25 protein-coding genes are annotated in these 24,559 nt (G+C 72.8%); 22 read left to right on the top strand and 3 right to left on the bottom strand.

Features of this window, described 5'->3' with window-relative positions:
• Positions 1 to 134 precede the first annotated feature (134 nt).
• Both ACIBQX_RS12965 and ACIBQX_RS12960 read left to right on the top strand, forming a co-directional pair.
• Positions 135 to 1,322 carry a macrolide family glycosyltransferase gene (locus ACIBQX_RS12965; RefSeq protein ID WP_397003717.1) on the top strand — a complete coding sequence of 396 codons (1,188 nt, stop codon included), beginning with the start codon at positions 135 to 137 and terminating at the stop codon, positions 1,320 to 1,322.
• Positions 1,322 to 2,776 carry a BTAD domain-containing putative transcriptional regulator gene (locus ACIBQX_RS12960; protein WP_397003715.1) on the top strand — a complete coding sequence of 485 codons (1,455 nt, stop codon included), beginning with the start codon at positions 1,322 to 1,324 and terminating at the stop codon, positions 2,774 to 2,776. Before ACIBQX_RS12965 ends, ACIBQX_RS12960 begins: the two co-directional genes overlap by 1 nt.
• Positions 2,777 to 2,892: 116 nt before the next feature.
• Here ACIBQX_RS12960 and ACIBQX_RS12955 read toward each other — a convergent pair whose 3' ends face one another.
• Positions 2,893 to 4,437 carry an FAD-dependent monooxygenase gene (locus ACIBQX_RS12955; protein WP_397003885.1) on the bottom strand — a complete coding sequence of 515 codons (1,545 nt, stop codon included), beginning with the start codon at positions 4,435 to 4,437 and terminating at the stop codon, positions 2,893 to 2,895.
• Between ACIBQX_RS12955 and ACIBQX_RS12950 the strand changes: the two genes are divergently transcribed.
• The 20 genes from ACIBQX_RS12950 to ACIBQX_RS12855 all read left to right on the top strand — a co-directional run bounded on the left by ACIBQX_RS12950 (position 4,390) and on the right by ACIBQX_RS12855 (position 22,426).
• Positions 4,390 to 4,560 (top strand): hypothetical protein, encoded by a 171-nt coding sequence (locus ACIBQX_RS12950; RefSeq protein WP_397003897.1) that lies wholly within the window; start codon positions 4,390 to 4,392, stop codon positions 4,558 to 4,560. The genes ACIBQX_RS12955 and ACIBQX_RS12950 overlap by 48 nt on opposite strands.
• Positions 4,561 to 4,642: 82 nt before the next feature.
• Positions 4,643 to 5,392, top strand: coding sequence for a 3-oxoacyl-ACP reductase FabG (fabG, locus tag ACIBQX_RS12945; protein WP_397003713.1), 750 nt, complete (start codon positions 4,643 to 4,645; stop codon positions 5,390 to 5,392).
• 47 nt (positions 5,393 to 5,439) lie between these two features.
• Positions 5,440 to 5,730, top strand: coding sequence for an acyl carrier protein (locus ACIBQX_RS12940; RefSeq protein ID WP_189144725.1), 291 nt, complete (start codon positions 5,440 to 5,442; stop codon positions 5,728 to 5,730).
• A complete protein-coding gene (fabZ, locus tag ACIBQX_RS12935) occupies positions 5,727 to 6,215 on the top strand; it encodes a 3-hydroxyacyl-ACP dehydratase FabZ (protein WP_397003711.1) in 489 nt (162 codons plus the stop codon). The genes ACIBQX_RS12940 and fabZ overlap by 4 nt, the downstream gene beginning before the upstream one ends.
• 3 nt (positions 6,216 to 6,218) lie before the next feature.
• Positions 6,219 to 7,295: an aminomethyltransferase family protein gene (locus ACIBQX_RS12930; protein WP_397003710.1), complete on the top strand. Its 1,077-nt coding sequence runs from the start codon at positions 6,219 to 6,221 to the stop codon at positions 7,293 to 7,295.
• Positions 7,296 to 7,330: 35 nt separating this feature from the next.
• The gene (locus ACIBQX_RS12925; protein ID WP_397003708.1) at positions 7,331 to 9,595 is read left to right on the top strand and encodes a beta-ketoacyl synthase N-terminal-like domain-containing protein; all 2,265 of its coding nucleotides are present in this window, start codon (positions 7,331 to 7,333) and stop codon (positions 9,593 to 9,595) included.
• Complete coding sequence (locus ACIBQX_RS12920) at positions 9,592 to 10,320, top strand: nitroreductase family protein (RefSeq protein ID WP_397003706.1); 729 nt, start codon at positions 9,592 to 9,594, stop codon at positions 10,318 to 10,320. Before ACIBQX_RS12925 ends, ACIBQX_RS12920 begins: the two co-directional genes overlap by 4 nt.
• A gap of 5 nt (positions 10,321 to 10,325) precedes the next feature.
• Positions 10,326 to 11,564 carry an FAD-dependent oxidoreductase gene (locus tag ACIBQX_RS12915; protein ID WP_397003883.1) on the top strand — a complete coding sequence of 413 codons (1,239 nt, stop codon included), beginning with the start codon at positions 10,326 to 10,328 and terminating at the stop codon, positions 11,562 to 11,564.
• Positions 11,561 to 12,430: an alpha/beta fold hydrolase gene (locus ACIBQX_RS12910; RefSeq protein WP_397003704.1), complete on the top strand. Its 870-nt coding sequence runs from the start codon at positions 11,561 to 11,563 to the stop codon at positions 12,428 to 12,430. The genes ACIBQX_RS12915 and ACIBQX_RS12910 overlap by 4 nt, the downstream gene beginning before the upstream one ends.
• Before the next feature lie 19 nt (positions 12,431 to 12,449).
• Entirely contained in the window at positions 12,450 to 13,358 is a 909-nt protein-coding gene (locus ACIBQX_RS12905; protein ID WP_397003702.1) for an ACP S-malonyltransferase, read from the top strand.
• Positions 13,355 to 13,858 (top strand): phosphopantetheinyl transferase, encoded by a 504-nt coding sequence (locus ACIBQX_RS12900; RefSeq protein WP_397003700.1) that lies wholly within the window; start codon positions 13,355 to 13,357, stop codon positions 13,856 to 13,858. The genes ACIBQX_RS12905 and ACIBQX_RS12900 overlap by 4 nt, the downstream gene beginning before the upstream one ends.
• The gene (locus ACIBQX_RS12895; protein WP_397003698.1) at positions 13,851 to 14,708 is read left to right on the top strand and encodes an ester cyclase; all 858 of its coding nucleotides are present in this window, start codon (positions 13,851 to 13,853) and stop codon (positions 14,706 to 14,708) included. The genes ACIBQX_RS12900 and ACIBQX_RS12895 overlap by 8 nt, the downstream gene beginning before the upstream one ends.
• Positions 14,709 to 14,816: 108 nt before the next feature.
• Entirely contained in the window at positions 14,817 to 15,602 is a 786-nt protein-coding gene (locus ACIBQX_RS12890; protein WP_397003697.1) for an alpha/beta fold hydrolase, read from the top strand.
• The gene (locus tag ACIBQX_RS12885) at positions 15,599 to 16,135 is read left to right on the top strand and encodes a hypothetical protein (RefSeq protein WP_397003695.1); all 537 of its coding nucleotides are present in this window, start codon (positions 15,599 to 15,601) and stop codon (positions 16,133 to 16,135) included. Before ACIBQX_RS12890 ends, ACIBQX_RS12885 begins: the two co-directional genes overlap by 4 nt.
• Entirely contained in the window at positions 16,135 to 17,199 is a 1,065-nt protein-coding gene (locus ACIBQX_RS12880) for a nitrous oxide reductase family maturation protein NosD (protein WP_397003693.1), read from the top strand. Before ACIBQX_RS12885 ends, ACIBQX_RS12880 begins: the two co-directional genes overlap by 1 nt.
• On the top strand, positions 17,196 to 18,134 hold the full coding sequence (locus tag ACIBQX_RS12875; RefSeq protein ID WP_397003691.1) for an ABC transporter ATP-binding protein: 939 nt from the start codon (positions 17,196 to 17,198) through the stop codon (positions 18,132 to 18,134). Before ACIBQX_RS12880 ends, ACIBQX_RS12875 begins: the two co-directional genes overlap by 4 nt.
• 1 nt (position 18,135) lies before the next feature.
• The gene (locus ACIBQX_RS12870) at positions 18,136 to 19,320 is read left to right on the top strand and encodes an ABC transporter permease (protein ID WP_397003689.1); all 1,185 of its coding nucleotides are present in this window, start codon (positions 18,136 to 18,138) and stop codon (positions 19,318 to 19,320) included.
• Entirely contained in the window at positions 19,317 to 20,480 is a 1,164-nt protein-coding gene (locus ACIBQX_RS12865) for an ABC transporter permease (protein WP_397003687.1), read from the top strand. The genes ACIBQX_RS12870 and ACIBQX_RS12865 overlap by 4 nt, the downstream gene beginning before the upstream one ends.
• Positions 20,481 to 20,503: 23 nt before the next feature.
• Positions 20,504 to 21,382, top strand: coding sequence for a glucose-1-phosphate thymidylyltransferase RfbA (gene rfbA, locus ACIBQX_RS12860; RefSeq protein ID WP_397003685.1), 879 nt, complete (start codon positions 20,504 to 20,506; stop codon positions 21,380 to 21,382).
• A 15-nt stretch (positions 21,383 to 21,397) separates the two neighbouring features.
• The gene (locus tag ACIBQX_RS12855; RefSeq protein ID WP_397003683.1) at positions 21,398 to 22,426 is read left to right on the top strand and encodes a hypothetical protein; all 1,029 of its coding nucleotides are present in this window, start codon (positions 21,398 to 21,400) and stop codon (positions 22,424 to 22,426) included.
• A 44-nt stretch (positions 22,427 to 22,470) separates the two neighbouring features.
• Here the strand turns inward: ACIBQX_RS12855 and ACIBQX_RS12850 are convergent, their stop codons facing one another.
• Both ACIBQX_RS12850 and ACIBQX_RS12845 read right to left on the bottom strand, forming a co-directional pair.
• Positions 22,471 to 23,652, bottom strand: a complete 1,182-nt coding sequence (locus ACIBQX_RS12850) for a cysteine desulfurase family protein (RefSeq protein ID WP_397003681.1) — start codon at positions 23,650 to 23,652, stop codon at positions 22,471 to 22,473.
• 5 nt (positions 23,653 to 23,657) lie between these two features.
• Complete coding sequence (locus ACIBQX_RS12845) at positions 23,658 to 24,554, bottom strand: LPD16 domain-containing protein (protein WP_397003679.1); 897 nt, start codon at positions 24,552 to 24,554, stop codon at positions 23,658 to 23,660.
• Positions 24,555 to 24,559: the final 5 nt, after the last annotated feature.

Raw genomic sequence — 24,559 nt, 5'->3', positions numbered from 1 at the left:
GTAGGCATGGCCGGCCAGCGCGCGAAACCCCTAGAACGGACACCGGATCAGGGGGAGATTAGGGGTCCTTCATCGCGGCCGCCGTTAATAGTTTGAGGTGGCTACCTATACGTGGATCCAGCGAAAGACTTCACATGACACGACACTATCTTTTTATGTGTCAGCCCGATCACGGCCATGTCATTCCGCATCTCGCCGTGGTCGCAGAATTGGTTCGCAGGGGAAACCGGGTCACCTATTTGACCGCGCCCGCGACGGCGCGGCACGCCGAGGGCGCGGGCGCGACCGTGCTCAGCTACGACTCGGCCTATCAGTCCGTGGACCTGCGCAAGCTGGAGGACGACCCGCTGGGGCTGCTCTCTCTGTTCCTGGACGAGAGCGCGGCGATGCTGCGGGCGGCCGAAGGGCTGCGCGACCGGCCGGACCTGATCGTCTACGACATCTCGATCCTGCACGCCGGGCGCATCCTGGCCAGGAAGTGGGGGCTGCCGGCCACGCAGCTCATCCCCGTGTTCGCCTCCAACGAGCACTTCTCGTACCTGTCCGCCATCTACGGCGGGCAGGAAGCCGCCCGCGAGTTGCCCGGCTGGGTGGACGGGATGCTCGCCAGGACCCGGGAGCTGGCCCTCGCGCACGGGGTGCGGGCGGACCCGGCCGAGCTGTGGTGGGAGGTCCAGGACTCCAACCTGGTCAACCTGCCGCGCTCGTTCCAGTTCGCCGGCGAGACCTTCGACGAGCGCTTCGCCTTCGTCGGCCCGTGCCTGGGCGAACGCGCCTTCCTGTCCGGATGGGAGCCGCCGGGCGACGGGCTGCCGGTGGCGCTGCTGTCCTTCGGCACTGTCGCCAGCGGGCGGCCCGACCTGGTGCGTACCTGCGTGCGGGCCTTCGCGGAGCTGCCCTGGCACGGCGTGGTCACGCTGGGCGACGGCATGGACCCCGCCGACCTCGGCCCGCTGCCGCCCACGATCGAGGTCCACCGGTGGGTGTCCCACATGGCGGTGCTGGCGCACGCCTCGGCGTCGGTCACCCACGGCGGCATGGGCACCGCCATGGAAGCCCTCTACTGGGGCTGCCCGATGGTCGTGGTGCCCGCCACCGCCATCGACCGGCCGCCCGCCCGCCGGATCGCCGAGCTGGGGCTGGGCCGGGTCGTCGAGCCGGCCGAGCTGACCGCGCGGCGCCTGGTCGACTCGGTGCTCGCGGTGGCCGCAGACCCGGAGGTGCGGCGGAGCGCCGAGGCGATGCGCGCCGACGTCCGGGCCGCCGGCGGCACCCCGCGGGCCGCCGACGAGCTCGAACGCCACCTGGCACGGGCGGCCTGATGAGCGCGCCGACCACCGGGCAGGCGCCGGGATCCGTCTTCGAGTTCCACGTCCTGGGGCCGCTCAAGGTGCTCAAGGACGGCGCCGAGCTGCCGATGAGCGCCAACAGGGAGCTGGCCATCCTGGCCTGCCTGCTGCTGAACGCCAACCGGGTGATGAGCGTGGAGCGGCTCGTCGAGGCGGTGTGGGCCGGCTCCGCCCCGAGCAGCGCCTGGCGGCAGATCGCCATCTGCGTGTCGCGGCTGCGCCGCAGGCTCGGCGCGGGCGTGATCGAGACCTCCAGTCCCGGCTACCTCCTGCGTGCCCCCGCCGACAGCATCGACTGGCTCAGGTTCAGCGCCATGGTGACGCGGGCGCGCGAGCAGGCCGCCCACGACCAGGAGGGCGCCGTCGCGCTGCTGCGCGAGGCGCTCGCGCTGTGGAGCGGCACCCCGTTCGAGGACCTCAGAGGCCTGCGGTACGACGTGGCGCGGATGGCCGAATGCCGGCTGGAGGCGCTGGAGACCTGCCTGGAGCTGGAGATCGGGCTGGGCAGGCACCACCAGGTGATCCCCGAGCTGCTGGCCCTGGTGGCCGAGTCGCCGTTCCGCGAGCGGGTACGCGCCCAGCTCATGCTGGCCCAGTACCGTGCCGGCCGCCGGGCCGAGGCGCTGCGCACCTACCAGGAGACGCGGCGGTTCCTGCTGGAGCAGATCGGCCTGGAGCCCGGACCCGCGCTGCGCCGGCTGCACGAGCAGATCCTGCGCGACGAGGCCGTGCTGATGCGCTCGCCCACGTCTCGGCCCGCGCCGCCCGCCCTGGTGGTGCCGTGCCAGCTGCCGCCGCAGGTCCTGCCGTTCGTGGGGCGCGCCGCTGAGCTGGCCGGGCTCGACACCGCCCTGCGGCCCGACCCGGAGACCGCGACGCCCGGCGCCATGGTGCTCAGCGGCGCGCCGGGTGTCGGCAAGACCACGCTGGCGCTGCGGTGGGCGCACGCCCGGATCGACTGGTTCCCCGACGGGCAGCTCTTCGCGGACCTCGACGGCATCGAGCCGCACGCCGTGTTGGACCGTTTCCTGCGGGCGCTCGGCGAGCAGGACCTGCCCGCCGACCACGCCGAGAAGCTGGCCCTGTACCGCAGCCGGACCGCCCGCCGCCGGATGCTCGTGGTGCTGGACAACGCCCGCGACGGTGACGAGGTGGCGTCCCTGCTGCCGGGCGGGCCGGGCTGCCGGGTCGTGGTGACCAGCGCCGATCCCCTGGACGAGCTGGTGGCCAGGCAGGGCGCGCACCGCGCGTTCCTCGCGCCGCTGGAGGAGGACGCGGCCCGGGAGCTGGCCGACATGCTCGTGGGCGCGGCGGGCCCCGCCCTCGGACCGCAGGCGGTGACCGACCTGGTGGCGACCTCCTGCGGTAACCCACTCTCCCTCCGCCTGGGCGCCGCCCGCCTCCGCTCCCGCGTCGCCCACGCCTGACCCCCGGCCGGCCCCTCACCCCCCGGGGGCCGGCCGGGCCTCCCGCCGTCAGTTGCTGGTCGACCTGCCGCCGTCAAAAGCTCGTCGACCTGCTGGTCAGCTGGGCGGCCGGTGGGTCAGCGGGTGGCGAGGACGGTGGCCAGGGCTGTGGTCAGGTCGTGTTCGGGGGTGGTGGAGGGGAGCGGGGCGCGCCAGGCGACGTGGCCGTCCGGGCGTACCAGGACCGCGCCCGCCGCGCCGACGCCGTACTCCACGGCCCAGGTCGGGGAGGTGTACGTGCCCCCGTCGGGGAGGATCTCGACCGCCGTCAGGTCGCACCCGGTGCGGTGGGCCGCCGGGAGGGCGGCGCGCGCCCAGGCGGGGCTCGCCGTCATGAGGGTGAAGCGGGGACCGAGCAGGTCCAGGGTGGACACGGGACCGTCCGGGCCCGCCAGCCACACGTGCGGGGCGCGGTGGCCGGGCCGGGCGGACGGGACGTAGACGCGGTAGGGGTCGCCGGGGGCGGGGGCCGGCGTGCCGTCCGGGATGACCGCGGCGGACTCGTAGCCGAAGCCGAGGACCAGCCCCTCGCAGCTGCGCCGGCCCGCCTGCTGGTCGACGGCCTCCCGCATGGACAGCCGCCCCTCCATCATCCGGAAGGTGATCAGCGCGTTGTTCAGGCTCTCGTCCACGGTACGGACGGCGATCGGCCGCCGCTCGGCGGTGTAGGTGTCCAGCAGCGCGGGCCCGGCCGCGTCGCGCAGGACGGCGGCCAGTTTCCAGGCCAGGTTGTGGGCGTCCTGAATGCCGCAGTTCATGCCGAACCCGCCCTGCGGGGTGGCCACATGCGCGGCGTCCCCGGCCAGGAAGACCCGGCCCGACTGGAAGCCGTCGGCGACCTTGGCCTGCTGCAGCCAGGGCAGCACGCCGAGGATGCGGATGGGCAGGTCCGGCACCCCGACGGCGGCGCGCACGGCGGCCAGGCACGCCTCCTCGGTGAAGTCGGCCGGGCTGCCGCCCTCCTCGGGCTCGTACCCGGTCTGCACCATCCACCGCCGCCCGTGATCGACCGCTTCCACGGCGCACGGCGGATCGCGCAGGAAGGACAGCGCGGCCCGCCGCTCGGGCGGCAGGAAGCCCAGGTCGGCCTCGAACATGATGCTGATCATGTGGCCGAGCACCGGCGGCCCTTCGACCTTGATGCCGAGCCGCTCGCGGACCCCGCCGCGGCTGCCGTCGGCGGCCACCAGATAGCGGCAGCGCACCAGGACCTCCCGGCCCTCGGCGGACACGACGGCCTCGACGCCGCCCGCGACCTCGCGCATGGCGGTCATGGTGGCCCCGAACCTGACGTCCGCGGCCGGGCCCGCCTCGGCGCGCCGGCGCAGGATGACCTCCAGCAGGTCCTGGGAGCAGAGGAAGGTGTAAGTGGGGCTGTGCGGGGCGTCGCGGTGCAGCGCCGCCGCCGACCTGACGAAGTCGTCCGCCGTCAGGGAGCTCCCGACGCCCACCGCGAGGAACTCCTCGCGCGGCATTCCGGCGCTCTCCACCTCGTCCTGAATTCCCCAGGACCGGAGAATCTCCATGGTCCGGGTGGTGATGAGCCGGGCTTTCGGGAAAATCGCCGTGCCCGCATGCTTTTCGACCAGCAGTGTGGATATTCCGTGGCGGGAAAGTTCGATGGCGGTGGACAGCCCGACGGGCCCGCCCCCGACCACCAATACATCCACCTCATGCTGATCCATGGCGTCAGCATCGAATATGCCGATTACCTCAGTCAATACGAGGATATCCGCATGATGTAGGCGTGATATCCCGACTTAGTAGCTTATGTAGGGAAGATCCAGATAAGTCATTTCTGCGCTTGCCGAATTCCTGGAGACGCTGATGCTGTTCACCCAAGGCTCCGTGGCCCTGGTCACCGGCGGGTCGCGCGGGATCGGCCGGGCCGTCGCGCTCGACCTGGCCAGGGAGGGCGCCCACGTCATCGTCAACTACGCCAACTCTGAGCAGGACGCCAAGGAGGTCGTCGCCCGGATCGAGGAAGCGGGCGGCAGCGCGACGAGCGTGCGGGCGGACGTCACGGACGAGGAGTCCGTACGCCGCGTGTTCCGCGACATCCGGGCCGACCACGGCCGCCTCGACGTGCTGGTGACCAGCGCCGGCATCACCCAGGACCGCTTCCTCATCGCCATGAGCCTGGAACAGTTCCGGGCCCCGGTGGACACCAACCTCGTCGGCACCTTCCTCGCCTGCCGGGAGGCGCTGAAGCTGATGCAGCACCAGCGCAGCGGATCCATCGTGACCCTGTCGTCCTCCAGCGGCCTGGACGGCGGCTTCCCCGGCCAGACCAACTACGTGGCGTCCAAGGGCGCGATCATCGCCTTCACGCACGCGCTGTCCAACGAGGCGGCCCCGCACGGGGTGCGGGCCAACGTGGTCGCGCCCGGGTTCGTCGCCACCGACATGACCCGCAGGGTTCCCGCCGACATCAGGAAGCAGTACGAGTCGCGCATCCGCCTCGGCCGGATGGGACGCCCCGAGGAGATCGCCTCGATCGTCACCTTCCTGGCCTCCGACAAGGCGTCGTACATGTCCGGCTCGGTGGTGGTCGCCCACGGCGGCGGCCTCGGGTGAACCACCCACCTCTCCCTCTCGCAAGCCCCGAGGCACCAGGAGGAATCATGACCATCGACGAGCTGCGCGCGAAGGCCGCCGAACGGCAGCAGACCTGCAGCCAGATCAAGAAGATGATCGTCTCCCGGCTCGACCTGGAGATCGAGCCGGACTGGATCACCGACGACCAGCCGCTGTTCGGCCGCGGCCTGGAGCTGGACAGCCTCGACGTGCTGGAGCTCTACGTGGCCATCGAGGCGGAGTTCGGGGTCGCGCTCTACGACAGTGAGATGGCCGTCTTCGGCTCGGTCTCGCGACTCGCGGACGAGGTCAACCCCGCCCTGCGGGCCCAGGGATGACCGTCACGCAGGCACAGCCCACCGCCCTGCCGGTCGTCTCCGGGCTGACCCACGACCAGGTGCGCGCGGTCCTGCCGCACCGCTGGCCGATGCTGCTGCTGGACCGGGTCGGCAAGGTCGAACCCGGCGTGAAGGGCACGGCCACCAAGAACGTCGCCGGCACCGAGCTGTGGTTCCAGGGCCACTTCCCGAACGAGGCGGTGCTGCCCGGCGTCGTCATCACCGAGGCGCTGGCCCAGCTCGCCGGCGTGGTCTTCGCCCTGGCCGGGGCCAGCGAGATCAGCTACCTGGCGGGGATCAAGTCGATGCGCTTCCGGCGCCCGGTCGTCCCCGGCGACCAGCTCACCCTCACGGCCGAACGCGCCGGAGGCGGCGGCGGATTCGCGGAGTTCCGCGTGTCGGCCCGGGTGGCGGGCCAGGTGGCCGCCGAAGGAATCCTCACGATCGCCGATCCGGCCGGTCAACGTTCTGTGCGAAAGGTGTGAACCATGGTCAACGTCCTCGCGGCCACCCATCCTGAGGGAACCGTCTACGGCGAGGTCGGCGATGTGACCGTACCGCTGCGTTTCTCTGCCGCGCCCGGCGCGCTGTCGGAGGAGTACGCGGCACTCAGGGAACGCGCCGCCGTGATCGACCTCAGCGGGCACCGGCTCATCGAGGTCACCGGCCCCGACGCGCTCGGGTACGCGCAGCGGGTGCTGGCCCGCGACGTGGAGTACCTCACCTCCGACCGCTGCATGATGAGCCTCGTCCTGGACGACGCCGGGCAGGTCGTGGACCAGGTGCTCGCCTTCGGCCGGGAGGACGGCATCCTCCTGGCCAGCTCGTGCGGCGCCGGGACGCGTCTGCTGGAGCACCTGCGGGCGCAGGCCGGCGACGGCATCGAGATCGCCGACCGCTCCCCGGAGCTGGTGCTCGTCGGCCTGGAGGGCCCGTACGCCTGGGGCGTGGTCGGCCGGCTGATCGACGGCGAGCTGGCCTCGCTGCCGTTCGAGTCCGTGGTGGAGACCACCTGGGACGACGTGGACATCGTCTTCGCCAGGACGGGCTTCACCGGCGAGTACGGCTACCAGATGATCGTCCCCCGGGAGGCGGCAGCCGGTCTGTGGCGGCTGTCCCTGGAGCACGCCCGCCCGGCCGGCCAGGAAGCCCTGGAACTGGCGATGCTGGAGGTGCGCCAGCCGATGCCACGCCACGAGGCCACCCCGGGCGCCACGGTGATCGAGATCGGCGCCAACTGGCTCGTCGACGTCACCAAGGAGGCGTTCGTGGGCCGCGAGGCCGTGCTGGAGGCGTTCGAGTCGGGGACCGGGCGGCGCACCGTCGGATTCACCTGCTCCGACGGCGTGCCTCTGGCCGGCACCCGGGTCATGGCCGGCGACCAGGTCGTCGGCGAGGTCGTGCACGCCGTGCACAGCGTCGGCCTCGGCACCACGCTCGGCCTGGCCCGCGTGGACCGCGACCTGGCCGCCGCCGGGCTGGAGCTGTCGGCCGGCGGCGTCGGGGTCACCACGCTGACCAGCCCCTACATCGTGCCCAAGAGCTGGAGCATCCCGATCATCTGATCGGCCTGCCCGCTTCTCGCGAGAAGGAGACAAGCATGGCGCTGCGGCCCGTCGTCGTCACCGGCCTGGGCATCATCTGCGCGGCCGGCCGCGACCCCGCGGACTTCTGGTCGCGGCTCACCACCGGCCAGGGGGGCCTCACCCCGGTGCTGGACGAGGCGTACGCGGTCTTCGAGGCCAGGCACGCCGGCCAGGTGCCCGAGGAGTGGATCACCTCCCAGCTGCCCGGCGCCGACGCCGGGCTCGACCGGACGGCCAAGCTGGCGCTCGTCGCCGCGCGCCAGGCGATCGCACAGGCGGGCACGGTGACCGCCGACCCCGAGCGGTTCGGGATCATCCTCGGCAAGTGCCAGGCGACCCCGGACGTCGCGGGCCGCTACCAGCCCATGCACCGCACCGGCGACGTGCTGGCCGAGCGGCTGGAGCTGCGCGGGCCCCGCATCCTCGTCTCCACCGCGTGCGCGGCCGGCGGGAACGCGGTCGGCCTCGCCATGGACAAGATCCTGACCGGCGAGGCGGACGCCGTCCTGGCCGGTGGCGTGGACCCGCTGCTGTTCGGCACCTACGCGGGCTTCGCCGGGCTGCAGGCGCTCAGCACCGGCCCGTGCCGCCCCTACAGCCGCTCCGACGGGCTGAACCTGGGCGAAGGGGCCGCCTTCCTGCTCCTCGAACCGCTGGACCTGGCCCTGGCGCGGGGCGCGGTCCCGCTGGCCGAGGTCGCGGGTTACGGCCTGTCGGCCGACGCCTACCACGCGACCGCGCCCGACCCGACCGGCAGGGGAGGGGCCGCGGCCGTGCGCCGCGCGCTCGCCGCCGCGGGCCTGTCACCGCAGGACGTGCACTACGTCAGCGGCCACGGCACCGGCACCCCGGCCAACGACGCCATGGAGGCCAAGGTCATGCGCCTGGCCTTCGGCGAGCGTGCCGGGCAGGTGCCCACCAGCAGCATCAAGTCCTTCCTCGGCCACACGCTGGGGGCGGCGGGCGCGGTCGAGGCGGTGGCCGCAGTGCTGGCGCTGCGCCACGGCGTCGCCCCGCCCACGATCGGCTTCGACACCGAGCCGTCCGCCCCCGACCTGGACTTCGTGCCGAACGTGGCCCGCCCCATGACCATCGAGACGGTCGTGTCCAACAACTACGCGTTCGGCGGCAACAACGTCTCCCTCGTGCTGACCCGGCCACGTGATCTGCGCGGTCCGCGCCCGTACGAGGATCTGCCGCGCCGTGACGCGGTGATCACCGGGCTCGGGCCGGTCACCGGCGCGGGCACCGGCATCGCCGAGGTGAGCGCGGCCATCGCCGCCGGACGGCGGGCCGCCGGGCGCGCGCCCTCGCTGGACGGCCGGACGTACGCGCCCCGCTCGCTGTGGCGGCACATGAACCACCTGTCCCGCATGGCGATCGCCGCCTCCCGCCTGGCCTGGGAGGACGCCGGGCTGAAGCTGCCCAGGAAGGCGCTGGACGACGTCGGGCTGATCTTCGCCACCGGCGCCGGCTCGACCGAGAGCACCGGCGGCTTCGACCAGAGCATCGCGCTCAACCCGAACAAGCCGGCCGTGCTGAGCTTCTCCAACGTCGTGCTGAACGCCACCGGCGGGGCCGTCTGCCAGACGCTGGGCCTGCGCGGGCCGACCACCACGATCTGCAACGGCGGCGCCTCGGCCTCGATCGCGCTCGACTGCGCCCTGGAGCTGATCAGGGCGGGCAAGGCCGAGGTGGTCCTGGTGGTCGCGGCCGACGAGCGAGCCGGCGGCATGCCCGCGTACGAGGACCAGGAGAACGTGCCGACCCCGTACGAGACGGGCACGGCGGAGCCGGTGCCGGGGTCCGCCGCGGTGGCCTTCGTGGTCGAGTCGGCCGACCACTGCGCGGAACGCGGCGGCCGGGCGTACGCCCGGGTGCTCGGCACCGCCCACGCCACCCACCACCCAGCGGTTCGTCACGCGGTGGCGCGGGGCATCGCGGCGCTGCCGGAGGCGGCTCCTGGGGTGGTGGTCGGTGCGGGTCAGGACGGGGAGGCGGCGGCCGTGCTGGCGATGGCCTCCAGCGCGGCGCTCACCTCGTCCGCTGCCCTGATCGGCGACTGCCAGGCGGCGAGCGGGGCGATGAACATCGCCCTGGGCGCGCTGGCCGTACGCGACGGGATCGCGCCCGCGCTCGACGGGCTCACCCGGCCGGTCGCCGGCGACCCCGGCCACTATCTGACCGACCCCACCCTGCCCGAGCCGGTGGCGCAGGCGCTCGCGCTGACCGCCGCGCCCGGCTCGGTGTGCGGCGCCGTCCTGCTGGGGGCGGCATGAGCACCATGCCCTTCGACGTCGCCGAGACCGACCGCCTGCTGACGACCACGCGATCCGTGCGCCGCCGGCTCGACCTGGACCGGCCGGTCCCGCGCGAGGTCATCCTGGAAGCGCTGGAGGTCGCCGTCCAGGCGCCGACGGCCAACAACCACCAGAACTGGCGCTGGCTGGTGATCACCGACCCGGCCGTCAAGCTGAAGCTGGCCGAGATGATCCGCTCGTCCTGGACGTTCCACCGCAACGACATCTGGACCAACGCGGGCCGCCGCCGCAACGACGCGCAGGCCAAGCGCAACTACGCCTCGGCGCACGCCCTCACCGAAACGCTGGAGGCGGTGCCGGCGCTGGTCATCCCGTGCGTGCTGGGCCGCCCGCCGGACGTCACGGCCATCAACGAGGCGTGGCGGACACGGATGGCGGACAAGCCCGACGAGGACCCCGGTCACCTGGTGCGCCACGGCGAGACCAGGGCCAGCATCTTCTACGGCTCGATCTTCCCCGCCATCTGGTCCTTCCAGCTCGCGCTGCGCAGCCGGGGCCTCGGCAGCACCATCACCTGCCTGCACGTCCCCCACGAACGGCAGGTCGGACAGCTGCTCGGCATCCCCTCGGGGGTCACGCAGGTGTGCATGATCCCGGTCGCCTACACGCTGGGGACCGACTTTCGCCCGGCCGACCGCTACAGCGCGGAAGAGCGCACCTACTGGGAGAGGTGGGGGAGTTGACGCAAGTGTTCGAGCAGCCCGACGTCGTCATCGTCGGCGGCGGCATCGCGGGCGCCTCGGCGGCCTGCAAGCTGGCCGCGGGCGGACTGTCCGTGGTGCTGCTGGAGAAGCAGGACGCCTACAAGGATCTGGTACGCGGTGAGTGGCTGGCGCCCTGGGGCATCCGGGAGGCCGGTCGCCTGGGCGTGGACGAGTGCTTCTGGAACGGCGGCGGCTGGGAGATCCGTGAGTGGATGACCTGGGACGAGGCCGTCACCGAGGACGAGGTCGAGGCCGTGGACATGACCGGGTTCATCCCCGGCATCGGCGGCCCGATGTCCTTCCCGCACCACGCCGTGTGCGAGCTGATGTCGGAGCAGGCCGTACGGAGCGGCGCCCGCCTGGAGATGGCCGCCTCGAAGATCGACGTGACGCCGGGCCCGCGCCCGGTCGTCTCCTACCGCACCCCCGACGGCCCGCGCGAGCTGCGCCCCCGGATCGTGCTCGGCGCGACCGGCAGGGGCTGCACGGTCGGCCGCCAGGTGGGCATCACGATGCGCAACTCCATGCACCACTGGGGCGGCGGCATGATGGTCGAGGGCCTGGACGCCTGGCCGCCCGACGTGCAAGCCATGGGCACCGAGGGTGACCGGATGTTCATGGTCTTCCCCCAGGGCTACGGCCGGGCCCGGCTCTACCTCAACTTCCCCACCGTGAACAAGCACCGCTACCGGGGCCCCGGCGGCGTGGCGCGGTTCCTGGCCGCCTTCGAGCTGGAGTGCCTGCCCGACCGGGGCAAGGCGGTGACCGAGGCGATCCCGGCCGGGCCGCTGTCGGTGTGGCCCTCGGTGTCGAGCGTCCCCGAGGGGCCGCCGATGACCGAGGGCGTGGTGCTGATCGGCGACGAGGCGGGTAACGCCGACACCGTGCTCGGCACCGGCCTGTCGTGCGCGCTGCGCGACTCCAGGACCGTCTGCGACATCCTGCTCGGCTCCGCCGACTGGTCGCCGTCGGCGTTCACGCCGTACGCCGAGGAGCGGGCCTTCCGGATCGAGCGGCTCGACTTCGGCGCCTCCATCATCAGCAGGCTGCACGTCGAGTTCGGGCCCGCCGCCGTCGAGCGCAGACGCCGGGTCCGCAAGCTGATGGCCAAGAACTTCGCCGCGCAGGTGACCGGGCTGCTCAACATGGTCGCCCCCGAAGAGGTACCCGAGTTCGGCTTCAGCGAGTTCTTCGCTGAGCGGTTGTTCAGGGAGACGGCATGATCGAGAAGAAGACGGTTCACGTCAACGGCGTCGACATCGCCTACGTCGACGAGGGCGAAGGCGACCCGGTCGTCCTGCTGCACGGCTTCCCCGACTCCTCCTACCTGTGGCGGAACCAGATCCCCGCGCTGGTCGAGGGTGGCTTCCGCGTCATCGCGCCCGACATGCGGGGCTTCGGCGACTCCGGCAAGCCGCAGGAGGTCGAGGCGTACGGGATGCAGACGATCGTCAACGACATCGTGGCGCTGACCATCGAGCTCGGCGTCAGGCGGCCGCACCTCGTCGGCCACGACTGGGGGGCGGCCATCGCCTGGATGTACGCCTTCCTCATGCCGCGCAGGCTCGATCACCTGGTGGCGCTGTCGGTCGGGCATCCCGGTGTCTTCGCCACGCCGTCGATCGAGCAGCGGGCGGCCTCGTGGTACATGCTCTTCTACCAGTTCCCCGGCGTGAGCGAGGAGCTGCTGCGCCGCAACGGCTGGCGGCTGTTCAAGGAGATCATGGGGCGCGACGGCGACCATGACCGCTACGTACGCGACCTGGCCAGGCCGGGCGCCCTGACCGCCGGACTCAACTGGTACCGCGCCAACCGCTCGCCCGCCGCCGAGCTGCGTACCTCCCGCCCCTTCCCGCCGGTCCTGGCGCCGGCGCTGGGCATCTGGGGCGCGGGCGACAAGGCCCTGCTGGAGGAGGGCATGGCCGGGTCCGGCAAGTTCGTCAAGGGCCCGTGGCGCTACGAGCGGATCGAGGACGCCGGCCACTGGCTGCCCCTCGACGCCCCCGACGAGGTCAACAAGCTGCTGCTCGGCTTCCTCGGCACCGAGCGCCCGGCACACGAGGAACGCCGGCCGCGCCGCCGCCTGTGAGCGAAAGGGAGTGCATGTCATGTTCGGCTATCTCTTCCCCGGCCAAGGCACCGTGCGCGTCGGCCTGGGCGCCTGGCTGCGCCGCAGGCCGGTGGCCCGCGACCGGCTCGACGAGATCGACGCCCTGCTGTCGCGGCCGATCTCGCCGCTGTGCGCGCACGGCCCGCTCGACCGCCTGGTGTCCACCGAGCACGCCCAGGTGGCGGTGACCGCCTGCAACCTCGCGGCCCTGGCCGTGCTGACCGAGGAGGGGTACGAGCCCGCCGTCGTGGCCGGGCACAGCGTGGGCGAACTGACCGCGCTGCACGCGGCGGGCGTGCTCGACCTGGCCGGGACCGTACGGCTGGTGGAGACGCGCTCGCGGCTCATGGCGGCCGCCGCCGGGGCCGGCGGCGGCATGCGCGCGGTGATGGGCCTGGCCGTCGAACGGGTGGAGGAGCTGGCCGCCGACGCCACCGCGCCCGGCGAGCCCGTCGTGGTGGGGCTGGAGAACGCGCCCGGCCACGTGGTCGTCTCCGGCGCGGCCCCTGCCCTGGACCGTTTCGAGAAACTCGCCACCGCTGCCACCAAGATCATTGCGCTCAAGGTGGGGGACGCCTACCACTCCCCGCTCATGGCCGGCGCGGTCCCCGCGTGGGCGGCGGAGGTCGCGGCGGCCGCGATGCGCGAGCCCCGCGTCCCCGTCGTGCCGAACGTCACCGGCGAGCCCACCACCGACCTCCACATCCTCCGCGAGGCGCTGGTCGCCCAGCTCACCGGCAGGGTCCGATGGACCCGTACGATCGGCGCGGTCGACGCGATCGCCCCCGGGGTCGAGGTCGGCGACAGCAAGGTGCTGGCCGGGCTGTCCCGCCGGGCCGGGGCCCGGTGCCTGAGCATGGCCGATCCCGGCACCCTCCGCCGCCTGGCCAAGCAGGTGGCCGCGTGAACCGCTGGGGCAGCGCCGCCGTCGCCTACACCGGGCTGACGCGGCCGGTCGAGCTGCTCGGCGGGCTGCGGGTGGCGGACGTCTTCACCCCTGCCGAACGCGTCAGGTCCACGGCGGGCACGCTGGAGCACTGGGCCGGGCGGCTGGCCGGCAAGCGAGCGGTGCTGCGCCTGCTCGGCCTGCCGCCCACCGCCGGGCACCTCGGCCGGGTCGAGATCCTGCCGCACCCCACCCCGGCCTGCCGGGGCGACGCCGCCTGCCTCGACGGCCACCCACCGGCCGTACACCTGAGCGGGGCCCCCGCCACCCGGGCCGACCCCCACCGGCACATCCGCGTGTCGATCACCCACACCCGCGACCACGCCCTGGCCGTAGCCCTGGCCTCCGCCCTCCTCCCAGAAGACGCACAGTGTGCTGTGGTCCTTTCCTCTTCTCACCTCTCCGAGGGTGCGGTGGGCGTGCGGGGTCGGATGGGGCATGGGGGAGGGCGTCGTGGGTGACCTGGACGTACGGAAGATCGCGGAAGAGCACCTGGCGGCGTGGAGCGCCGGCGACCCGGACGGGGTGGCGGCGAGTGTCGCGTCCTACGCCGACCCCGACTCCGGGGGCGTGCTGGCCGGTGACGCGCTGGTGGCGTACGCGGCGGGTGTGCTGGCACGTTTCGCGGGGCCGCGCTTTCTCGTGGACAGGGTGACGGGCGGGGAGGACGCGGTCACCGTCTCGTGGACGCTGCGGGCCGACCACCGGGGCGCGTATCTGGGCATGCCGGCGACGGGCGGGACCGTCGCGGTGTCCGGCACCGACCTGGTGACGCTCGCCCGGGACGGCGCGCACGTCCATCGGACCTACGACAGGCTGGCGCTCGCCGAGGCGCTGGGGTACGCGGCGCGGTTCGTGCCGGCCGCCGACGAGACGCGCGAGTACGGACTGAGCGCCCGGGTCGCCGCCGGGCGCACCGAGCGTCCCGGCGCAATGGTGCTGACCTGGCTGGAGATCCGCGACGACGCCGAGGCCGCCGACGTGGACCTGCTCAGCGTGGAGATCGTCAAGTCGCTACGGGCGTCCCGCGGCTTCCTCGGCGCGACGACCTTCGACGCCGGGGACCGCAAGTTCACGCTGAGCGCCTATGACCGGCCGGAGTCGCTGCGCGCGGTCCATGCCCGGCCGCATCAGCGGGCCATGCGCCGCTTCTTCAAGGGGGGCCTGTGCACCCGCGTGCACACCAGTGTCTGGTACCCCGCCTCCGCCCGCGACTACGCCCGCTGCCCCACCTGCGCCACCGTCATCGCCACCGGCACCGACACCACGTGTCCATGTGGCTGGACCCCCGAAGACGCCGCCACCCTATGACCCCGCCCCCGCCCCGCCCCGCCGCCCTCCTGCCCACCGAGCCTCTGTGATCCGCCCATCGAGCCCTCGCGATCTGTGACCCCGAAGACGTAAGTGACTGGAGCGTTGATGATCGACTTCACCGCTGAGCATCGGCTCGGCGACAGCGCCAGGCCGGCCGTGGTGTTCATGTCCGCGCTGTTCGCGGGTGGCTGGATCTGGGAGCACCCCTACCGCCGGCTGGAGGCGGCCGGCCGGCCGGTCTTGCGTACCAATGAGGCGATCTGCGCGCTCGACCGCCGGGTCGCCGGCTCGATCGAGCAGCTCGGCGACGCGCTGCTGCGCGCGTGTGACGCGGCCGGGGTGGCGGAGATCGTGCTGTGCGCGAACTCGCTGGGCGGCCTGGTGGCCATCGACCTGGCGGGCCGCCGCCCCGATCGGGTGCTCGGCATCGTGGTCAGCGGCGCGCCCGGCCTGACCGCCGACCCCGACGTCGGGCTCAGCTTCGACCGGAGGGGGAGCGTGCGGCCGTTCGGTGACGAGTTCGGCGAGCGGATGATGGCCGCGCTGTTCCACGGCGGGCAGAGCCTGTTCTCGGCCGAGCGCATGACGGAGGTCGGCGACATGCTGCGGCGTCCGGAGTCGATGGTGAGCATGGCCCGCAGCCTCAAGGCGACCCGCCGGTACCAGGTCAGGGCCGCGCTGGACCGGGTGGCCTGCCCCGCCATGTACGTCTGGGGCAGGCACGACCGGATGACGCCCGTGGATCCGTGGCTGGAGGTGCTGGCCGAGTACCCGCGCAACGAGGTGCTGCTCGTGGAGGACAGCGGGCACATCCCGATGGTCGAGCGGGCCGAGGAGTACACCGCCGTGCTGGAGCCCTTCGTGGCCCGCTGCGCCGGAGCGCCGGTGTGAACGCCGCCGTGGCCTTGGGCGCGAACGGCGCGGTGCCGGTGGGTGTGGACGGTGGCGTGGTCCTCGGCGTGGACGGTGCGGTGCTGGTGGGTGTGGACATCGTGGAGGTGGATCGGATCGTCCGGGCGGGCCGGCGGGGCGGTGGCGTGTTCGACCGCCGCCTCACCACCGCCGCCGAACGTGACCTGGGCCCCGGGCCGGCCGCGTTCTCGGTGAAGGAGAGCCTGATCAAGGCCGTGGGGGGCCGCCCGCCGGGGTTCGCCTGGCACGACTTCGAGGCCGAGTCCCGGCCGCCCGCCGGTCGGGGCGCTTCGCTGCTGGAGGAGGCAGCCGGGGAGCTGGCCGCTTCGACCGGGCTGCCGTTGACCGAGGGCGCCGCGTACACCGTGCGTGGCGCGAGCGGCCGGGCGGCCCTGCGCCGGTTGCGTCCCGAGGGCGGCGCGGACGGGACTGTGGCCGGCGCCGCCCGCTGGGGGATCGGCGACGGCCTGTTCGTTTCGCTGGCGATCGTGTACGTGGAGGGGAGCGTGTGATGTCGCGGATGGTGACCGTACGACCCGGAGAGTCGATCCAGCGGGCGCTGGACGAGGCGGGCCCGGGGGCGCGCATCGTGCTGGAAGAGGGCGTCTACTCGCAGAACGTGTGGATCCGGCACTCGGGCGTGACCCTGGTCGGCGCCGGACCGGAGCGGACCGTGCTGGTCCCCGGCGAAGGCGGGCCCGCGGGCGTGCCCCGGCTGCACGACGCGGCCGAGGACGTGGTCAGCGGCGTGACGGTGCACGGCGAGGGCACAGGCGAGGGCACAGGCGGAGGCACAGGCGGGGGCATCGGTGACGTGCGCGTGGAGGGGCTGTCCGTGCGCGGCTTCTCCGGCGCGGGGATCTACGCCCACACCGTCGCCGGCGTCACCGTGCGCGAGGTGACCGCCGAGGAGAACGCCGTCTGGGGCGTCTACCTGCGCGAGTCGAGCGGCTGCGAGGTGGTGGGCTGCCGGGCCTCGGGCAGCCAGTACGGCGGCGTCGCCCTCAGCTTCTGCGCCCGCTCCGGCGGCCTGATCTCCGGCAACGAGACCTTCGCCAACGCCTTCGGCATCTTCGTGGACAACTCCTCCGGCGCGCGCGTCGTACGCAACGACTGCCACGGCAACGCGATCGGCGTGCTGCTGCTCAACCAGGTGTACGAGGGCGAGCCCGAGGGCGGGGTGCGCGACTGCCTGGTCGCCGGCAACGAGCTGCACGGCAACGACCTGGCGAGCGGCGCCGAGCCGGACGGGCTCGGCGCGGCGGGGCCGCCGATCTCCGGCGTCGGCCTGGCGCTGATCGGCACCCACCGGGTCAGCGTCGTCGACAACCACATCCACGACAACCACCCCAGCGGCGAGTCCGTGATGGGCGCCGGCTTCGTGATCGGCTCCTCCAAGGAGTGGGGCGGCGACGACGCTCTGGACAACCACGTGCTGTGGAACCGGATCACCGGGAACAGCCCGCTGGACTTCCAGCTCGGCGCCGACCTGACACGCCAGGCGTTCGCCGGCAACATCGCCGACAAGGGCGACCCGCCGGGGCTGACGGCCGCAGCGGGCTGGGGCCCGCGATGACGCCCACGCTGGCCTGCGAGGGCCTGTCCAAGAGGTACGGCGACGTGGTCGCGGTCGATGACGTCGGCTTCGCGATAGCGCCGGGCCAGGCGTACGGACTGCTGGGACCGAACGGCGCGGGCAAGACGACGACGATCTCCATGCTCGTCGGGCTGCTGCGCCCGGACGCCGGGACCGTCCTGGTCGGCGGCACGGACCTGGCGGCCGACCCGAGGCGGGCCAAGGCCCGGATCGGGTACGTGCCGCAGGAGATCGCCCTGTACCCGGAGCTGACCGGCCGCGAGAACCTGCGCTTCTTCGGCAGGCTGTTCGGCCTGCCGCGACGCCGGCTGGCCGGGCGGATCGAGGAGGTGCTGGACCTGATCGGGCTGACCGACCGGGCGGACGGCCGGCTGGACACCTACTCCGGCGGCATGCGGCGGCGGATCAACATCGGCGCCGCCCTCCTGCACCGCCCCGACGTGCTGATCCTGGACGAGCCGACCGTCGGGGTGGACCCGCAGAGCCGCAAGGCGATCCTGGACGGGCTGGAGCTCCTGGTTCAGGACGGCATGTCCCTGCTGTACACCTCCCACTACATGGAGGAGGTCGAGCGGGTCTGTGAGCGGGTCGCGATCATCGACCACGGGCGGATCGTCGCCGACGGAACCAGGCGCGAGCTGGTCGCCATGGTCGGCAGCGCCGACAAGATCGAGCTGGTGCTCGACGGCGACGTGGAGGCGGCCTTCGCCAAGCTCCGCACCGTCGAGGGCGTCATCGAGGCGGCCAGGACCGGCGCCGGCTCCGTACGGCTGATCGCCGAAGGCGGCAGATACCTGCTGCCCGCGCTGATCACCGCCGTGGAGGGCAGCGCCACGGTCACCGCCACCCAGGTCATCGAGCCCGACCTCGAGGCGACCTTCCTGCACCTCACCGGCACCACCTTGCGGGATTGACATGTGGCGGGCGATTGTCACGGTGAGCGCGCTCGAACTGCGCACCCGGCTGCGGGACGGCACCGCGATCGTCATCGCGCTGATCGTGCCGGTGACCCTGGCCACCCTCTTCGGCCTCGCGCTCGGCGGCGACGACCCGCCGTTGCGCGCCACCGTGGGCTTCGTGGACCTGGACGGCGGCGAGTTCCCCGCCTCCGTGCGCCGTGAGGTGCTGGCCTCCGACGAGCTGAAGGAGGCGGTGACCCTGCGCGACCTGCCCGGACAGGAGCAGGCGCGCCGGGCGCTGGACGCGGGCGAGATCGGCTCGGCCATCGTGTTCCCCGCCGGGTTCAGCCAGAGCGTGGGCGCCGGGCGCGGCGGTGGCGTCTCGGTGCTGACCTCCCCGGAGGCGCCGCTGGCCGGGGTGGTGGCGAGCGCCATCGTGGACCGGATCTCGGCGGTGGTGGACGCCAGGACCCTCGCCGTCCGCGCGGTCCTGCGCGCCGGAGTGCCCGGCGAGGAGGTCAAGGAGCTGGTGGAGCGCAACGGCGCGGCCGGCCCCGCCCTCACCCTCGCGGAGGACCCGCTCTCCGGCGGCAAGGTGGATCTGTCGGTCTACTACGGCTCCGGCATGGCGGCGCTGTTCGCCTTCTTCGTCGTCGGCGCTTCTTTCCGGGGCCTGCTCACCGAGCGCAAGCTCGGCACCCTCGACCGCATCCGCGCGGGCCCGGTCGCCGCCTGGGTGCCGGTGGCCGGCAAGGGGGTCGTCGGGTTCGCGCTGGCGGTGGTCAGCGTCTGCGTCTGCTGGGGCTCCTCCACGCTCATCTTCGGCACCACCTGGGGCCAGCCCGTCGCGGTGTTCGCGGTGCTGGTCGCGCACGTGCTGGCCGCCGCCGCGATCACCATGCTGGTGGCCAGCCGGGTGCGGACCGACGCCCAGGCCGACGGCGTGATCATGGTCGTCTCCTTCGTGGCGGCGTTCTTCGGCGGCAGCCTGGTCCCGCTCTACGACCTGCCCGAGCCGCTGCGCGCGGTGGCCATGCTCACCCCGAACGGCTGGACCTCCACGGCGCTGACCGAGCTGGCCGGCTCGGGCGCGGCGGGGTCCGTCGGCGCGGTGGCCGGGCCGATCGGCGTGCTGTGCGCCATCACGCTGGTGGCGGGCGGGCTGGCCGTCGCCGGGTTCAAGAAGGGACTGCTGCTTTGAGCCCGTTCCCCGGAGGCAGGCCCCGGCCGGTGCTGGCGCTGGTGGCCGCCAACCTGCGACGTCACACGCGTGACCGGGTCGGCCTGTTCTTCATGGTGATCATGCCGTTCGTGTCCATCGTCTTCGTCGGGATGGCGCTCGGCGGTGGCACCACCGGCTCCGCCCGGCTGCCCGTGGGGGTCGTCGCCGGGGGCTCCGACCCGATCACCACGGCCGTGCTGGCCGAACTGCGGCGCCACCCGGACCTGGAGGTCCTGCCGATGGACACGGCGGCCGAGCTGCGCTCCGGCGTACGCGAGGGCGCCCTGGCCGCCGGCCTGGTCATCCCCGCGGCCTCGACCCGGCTGGAGCTGGTCATGACGCAGACCAACGGCAGCGGCATGGCGGCCCGCAGTGCCGTGGACGTCGCGGTGGGCAAGGTGGCGGCGGTCCTGGAGGCCACCCGGGCGGCCGGCGTCGCGGGCGCCACCCCCGCGCAGGCCGCGGAGTACGTGCGCCAGGCCCAGGCCGAGGGGGGCAGGGTCGCGGTGACCGACTCCGCGACGACCGCCGGCGACCCGCACGGCTTCGCCTACACCGCCCCGGCCAACCTGCTGCTGTTCACCTTCATCAACTCCATGGCGGTCGCCGCGGCGCTGGTGGAGAGCCGCAGGCTGGGCATGCTGCAGCGCTCGCTGACCGCACCCGTGCACCAGCGGTCGGTGCTGCTCGGGGAAGCGCTGAGCAGGTTCCTGGTCGCGGCCGCCCAGGCCGTGCTGATCATGGTGGTGAGCTCGCTGGCGTTCGGCGTGACGTGGGGCGACCCGCTCGCGGTGGCCGTCGTCGTGGGCGTGTTCGCGCTGGTCGCCACCGGTGCCGCGATCCTGGTCGGCACCCTGCTGCGCTCGCCGGACCAGGCACCGGCGATCGGCCCGCCGCTCGGGGTCGTCCTGGGCATGCTGGGCGGCTGCCTGTGGCCGCGCGAGGCCTCCGGCGAGCTCATCAACGCCATCGGCCACGCCTTCCCGCACGCCTGGGGCATGGACGCGCTGCTCGCGCTCACCAAGCCCGGCACCGGGCTCGGCACGGTCCTGCCCGAGGTGGCCGTGCTCTCGGGGATGGCCGTCCTGCTGCTGGGCGGCTCGCTGATCCTGTTCGACCGGCGCACTCGGGTCACCTGATCGCCACAAGGGGGATGGTACGGATGAAGGGGATACTTCTCGCGGGAGGGCGCGGCACCCGGTTGCTGCCGGCGACGCTGGCGGTCTCCAAGCAACTCCTGCCCGTCAACGACAAGCCGCTGATCTACTTCCCGCTGTCGGTGCTGATGCTGGCCGGGATCCGCGACATCCTGCTGATCACCACGCCGGAGGACCTGTCGCAGATCCGCCGCCTGCTGGGCGACGGCTCCCGGCTCGGGCTGCGCCTGGACTACGCCGAGCAGGCCGAGCCCAACGGCATCGCCGAGGCGCTGGTGCTCGGCGCCGACCACATCGGGGACGACCCGGTCGCGCTGATCCTGGGGGACAACGTCTTCCACGGCTACTCCTTCCAGGAGCGGCTGCGCCAGGAGTGCGACACCGTCGACGGCTGCGTGCTGTTCGGCTATCCGGTACGCGATCCGCACCGGTACGGCATCGCCGAGACCGACGCCGACGGCCGCCTGCTGTCCATCGAAGAGAAGCCGCGCACACCCCGGTCCAACCGGGCGATCGTCGGCCTCTACCTCTACGACCCCGACGTCGTGGACATCGTCAAGAACATCACCCCTTCGGCGCGCGGCGAGCTGGAGATCACCGACGTCAACCGCGCCTATCTGGAACGGGGGAGGGCGAGAGTGGTCGACCTCGGCCGCGGCTTCGCCTGGCTGGACGCCGGCACCCCCGAGTCGCTGCTGCAGGCGAGCCAGTACGTCCAACTGCTGGAGCAGCGGCAGGGCGTACGCATCGCCTGCCTTGAGGAGATCGCCCTGCGAATGGGCTACATAGACGCCGAGGCCTGTCACCGGCTCGGCGTCGAACTCGAGAAGTCCACCTACGGCCAGTACGTCATCTCGGTGGCCGAGCAGTTCATGAACAGGTGAGAGGAAGACCGACCCATGAGTGTGACCACATTATTCACCGGCAGATCGCCCGCCGACGGCGACCCTGTGACGGACATTTACCGCTATGCCGCGCGCAAAGGTGTGATCGAGGCGGTCGAGGTGGCCGCCGAGGATCTCGGCCTGAGCCTGCGCGAGGCGCACGAGGCGGTGGCCAACCTGGTGGAGAGCCGGCTGCTCAGAGTGGACGACAGCGAGGGCCGCCGGTTCGTGCCGGTCGATCCCGAACTGGCCTCCGCCTCCCTCGTGTCCTCCGTGGAACGTGAGATCTACCAGCGCCGCGAGCTGATCGACCAGATCCGCGAGCGGATGGGGGCCTTCCGCTCGGAGTACGGGGACGCCGGCCGGAGCTCGGCCGCCAGCGCCGTGGAGTACCTCGTGGGCGCCATGGAGGTGCGCGGCTTCCTGAAGATGGCCGGGGACGCCTGCCGCGACGAGGTGCTGGCCATGCAGGCCGCCGGCGGCGACGTCGAGGACCTGTCGCAGATGTACCTGACATTGCTGGCCAGAGGTGTCACGGTGCGCATCATCTGCCAGCACCGCAGCCGCGCCGACGTGTCCACCCGCATGCTGCTGAAGCGGCTGACCGACGCGGGCGCGGCCGTCTTCACCGTCAGCCACGTGCCCAGGTCGGCGGTCGTCTTCGACCGGGCGCTCGTCGTCATGTTCGGCGTGGAGGGCGACGGGGAGGACGGTGTGGAGGACAACGGGGAGGCCAGCGTCGCCCGCGTGCACAACCACGGCATCGCCAAGTTCCTGCTGGACCTGTTCAACCACCTGTGGGAGACGGCCACGCCGCTGGAAGGCGTCGAGGTCGGCTACGCCAACGTGGCCGACGACCTCCAGCAGGCGATCGCCTCGCTGATGGCCAAGGGCTACACCGACGAGGTCGTGGCCAGGAAGCTCGGCATGTCGGTGCGCAGCTGCCGCCGGCACATCGCCATGCTGATGCGCGACCTGGACGCGACCAGCAGGTTCCAGGCCGGCGTGCAGGCGGCCCGCCGATATCTCGGGGCCGCCGGATGATCCCGCGTCCCCCGCGTCCCGCGAGCGGGACGCGGGGGAACCCGCTAGACGAGCGTTTCCGGTACGCGGTGTCCGTGCATCGCCACGACCACGTCGGCGAGGGCACGGGCCCGCTCCAGGACCAGCTCGACGCCCAGCACCAGGTCCTCGGTGGCCATCCCGGGGTCCAGGCAGAACCGCACGGAGCTGTTGGCGTCCTCGGCGGCCAGGCCGATGGCGGTCAGCACGTAGGAGGGCTCCTGGGAGCCGGAGTTGCACGCCGACCCGGTGGACAGCGCCACCGTGCGCAGGCTCGACACCAGGCTCTCCCCGCGCACGCCGGGCAGCACGACGTTCAGCACGTGGGGCACGCCGCCCTCCGGGTCGCCGTTCACCCGGACGCCGGGGAAACCGGCCATGAGCAGGTCCAGTGCCGTCGCGCGCAGCTCACGCGCCCGCCGCCACCCGGCCTCCAGCCCGGCCAGCGCCAGCTCGCACGCCTTGCCCATGCCGACGACCAGATGGGTCGGGATCGTCCCGCTGCGCAGCGCGTACTGCCCGCCCCCGAACAGCACCGGCCGCAGCCGGTGCCGGATCTCCGGCCGTACGTACAGCGCGCCGACGCCCTTGGGACCGTGCACCTTGTGCGCCGAGACCGACATCGTGTCGACGCCCGCCTTCCGCACGTCGATCGGGATCCGGCCCGCCGCCTGGGCGCCGTCGACGTGCAGCATGGCGCCGGCGTCGTGGCAGAGCGCGGCCATCCGCGCGACGGGCTGGACCGTGCCGATCTCACTGTTCACCCAGGCGGCGGTGGCCACCCGGGAGAACGGGTCCAGCAGGCCGGCCAGGTGGCCGAGGTCGACCCGGCCGTCCGGGCCCACCCGCATCGTCCCGACGTCCAGGCCACGGGCGGCCAGGGCCCGGCCGATGGACAGCGAGGACTTGTGGTCGGTCGGGCAGACGGCGGCGTTGACCGGGGAGCGCTCGTCGTGGCCGAACATGCCCAGCAGCGCCAGGTTGTTGCTCTCGGTCGCGCCGGAGGTGAACACGAGGCTCTCGGGGTCGGCGCCGATCAGCCGGGCCACCGACTCGGTGGCGGCGTCCACCGCCCTGCGGGCGCGCTTGCCGAGCAGGTGAGGGGACGACGGGTTGCCGAAGTCCTCGCGCAGGAAGGGCAGCATCGCGTCGACCACCTCGTCGTCGACGCGGGTCGTGGCGCAGTTGTCCAGGTAGATGACTTTCATGGCGGTCAGCTCTTGTAGGTACTGACTGAGACGAGATTGTGGTAGATCTCGTCCTGGGACATCTCCCCGCTGCCACCGGGGGCCGCGACGACCACCCGCATGCCGCGCAGGTCGTACAGATTGAGCGCGATCTCCACGCCCGTCTGCACCGGCACCAGGCACTCACCCGGCGCGAAGATCAGGATCGAACGGTGACCCGCCCGGTGCACCTCGGAGATCATCTCGGTGATCTCGCCCGCGCAGCCGGTGATCCCGCAGCTGATCAGCGTGCGGTAGTTGCCCTCGGCGTCGAGGAAGGCCACCTCGGTGTCCCGGCCGGACTCCCCGGTGTCGAGGAAGCGCTTCTCCAGGAGGCCCTGCTTGACGAACTTGTCGGCCGCCTTCTGGAACCGGTACTTCAGCCACGTCTCGGGGAAGGCGAGCGGGTGCTTGCGGCTGGGCAGCACGATGTCGGGGGACAGGCCCGCCTCGTCCAGGGCGCTCAGGTAGCCGGCGGGCAGCGCGGTGAACCCCTCGAAGAACTCGGCGCGCAGCGCGGAGGCCGGCCGGTCGGTCTTGGGCACGTACTGCCAGTCGTTGACCAGCAGCAGGAGGCGGATCGCGGCGCCCGCGTCGGTGTAGGCCCTGGCCAGGTCCGCCGCCAGGCGCCAGGTGTAGCCGGGGAAGACGCCCACGCGGCCGGCGACGCGGCGGCGCATGATGTCGTCCCGCTGTTCCTCGATGATGCCGGGGACCAGGCGGCCCGTGGCGTCGTCCTCGAAGAGCATGAAATGGCCACCCATGATGACCAGCTCGCCGAGGCCCGCGCCGGGCAGCTCGCGGCCGATCACCTCGCGGAGCTCCTGCTCCGAGGCCACGAGCCGGTGCGCCTTGGTCACCCGGTCGCTGACAACGTTACCCATGGTTC

The organism is Nonomuraea sp. NPDC049714, assembly GCF_044465295.1.
Lineage (GTDB): Bacteria > Actinomycetota > Actinomycetes > Streptosporangiales > Streptosporangiaceae > Nonomuraea.
Note: the sequence above shows the minus strand (reverse complement) of the source record. Positions and strands in the feature narration are given on the sequence as shown.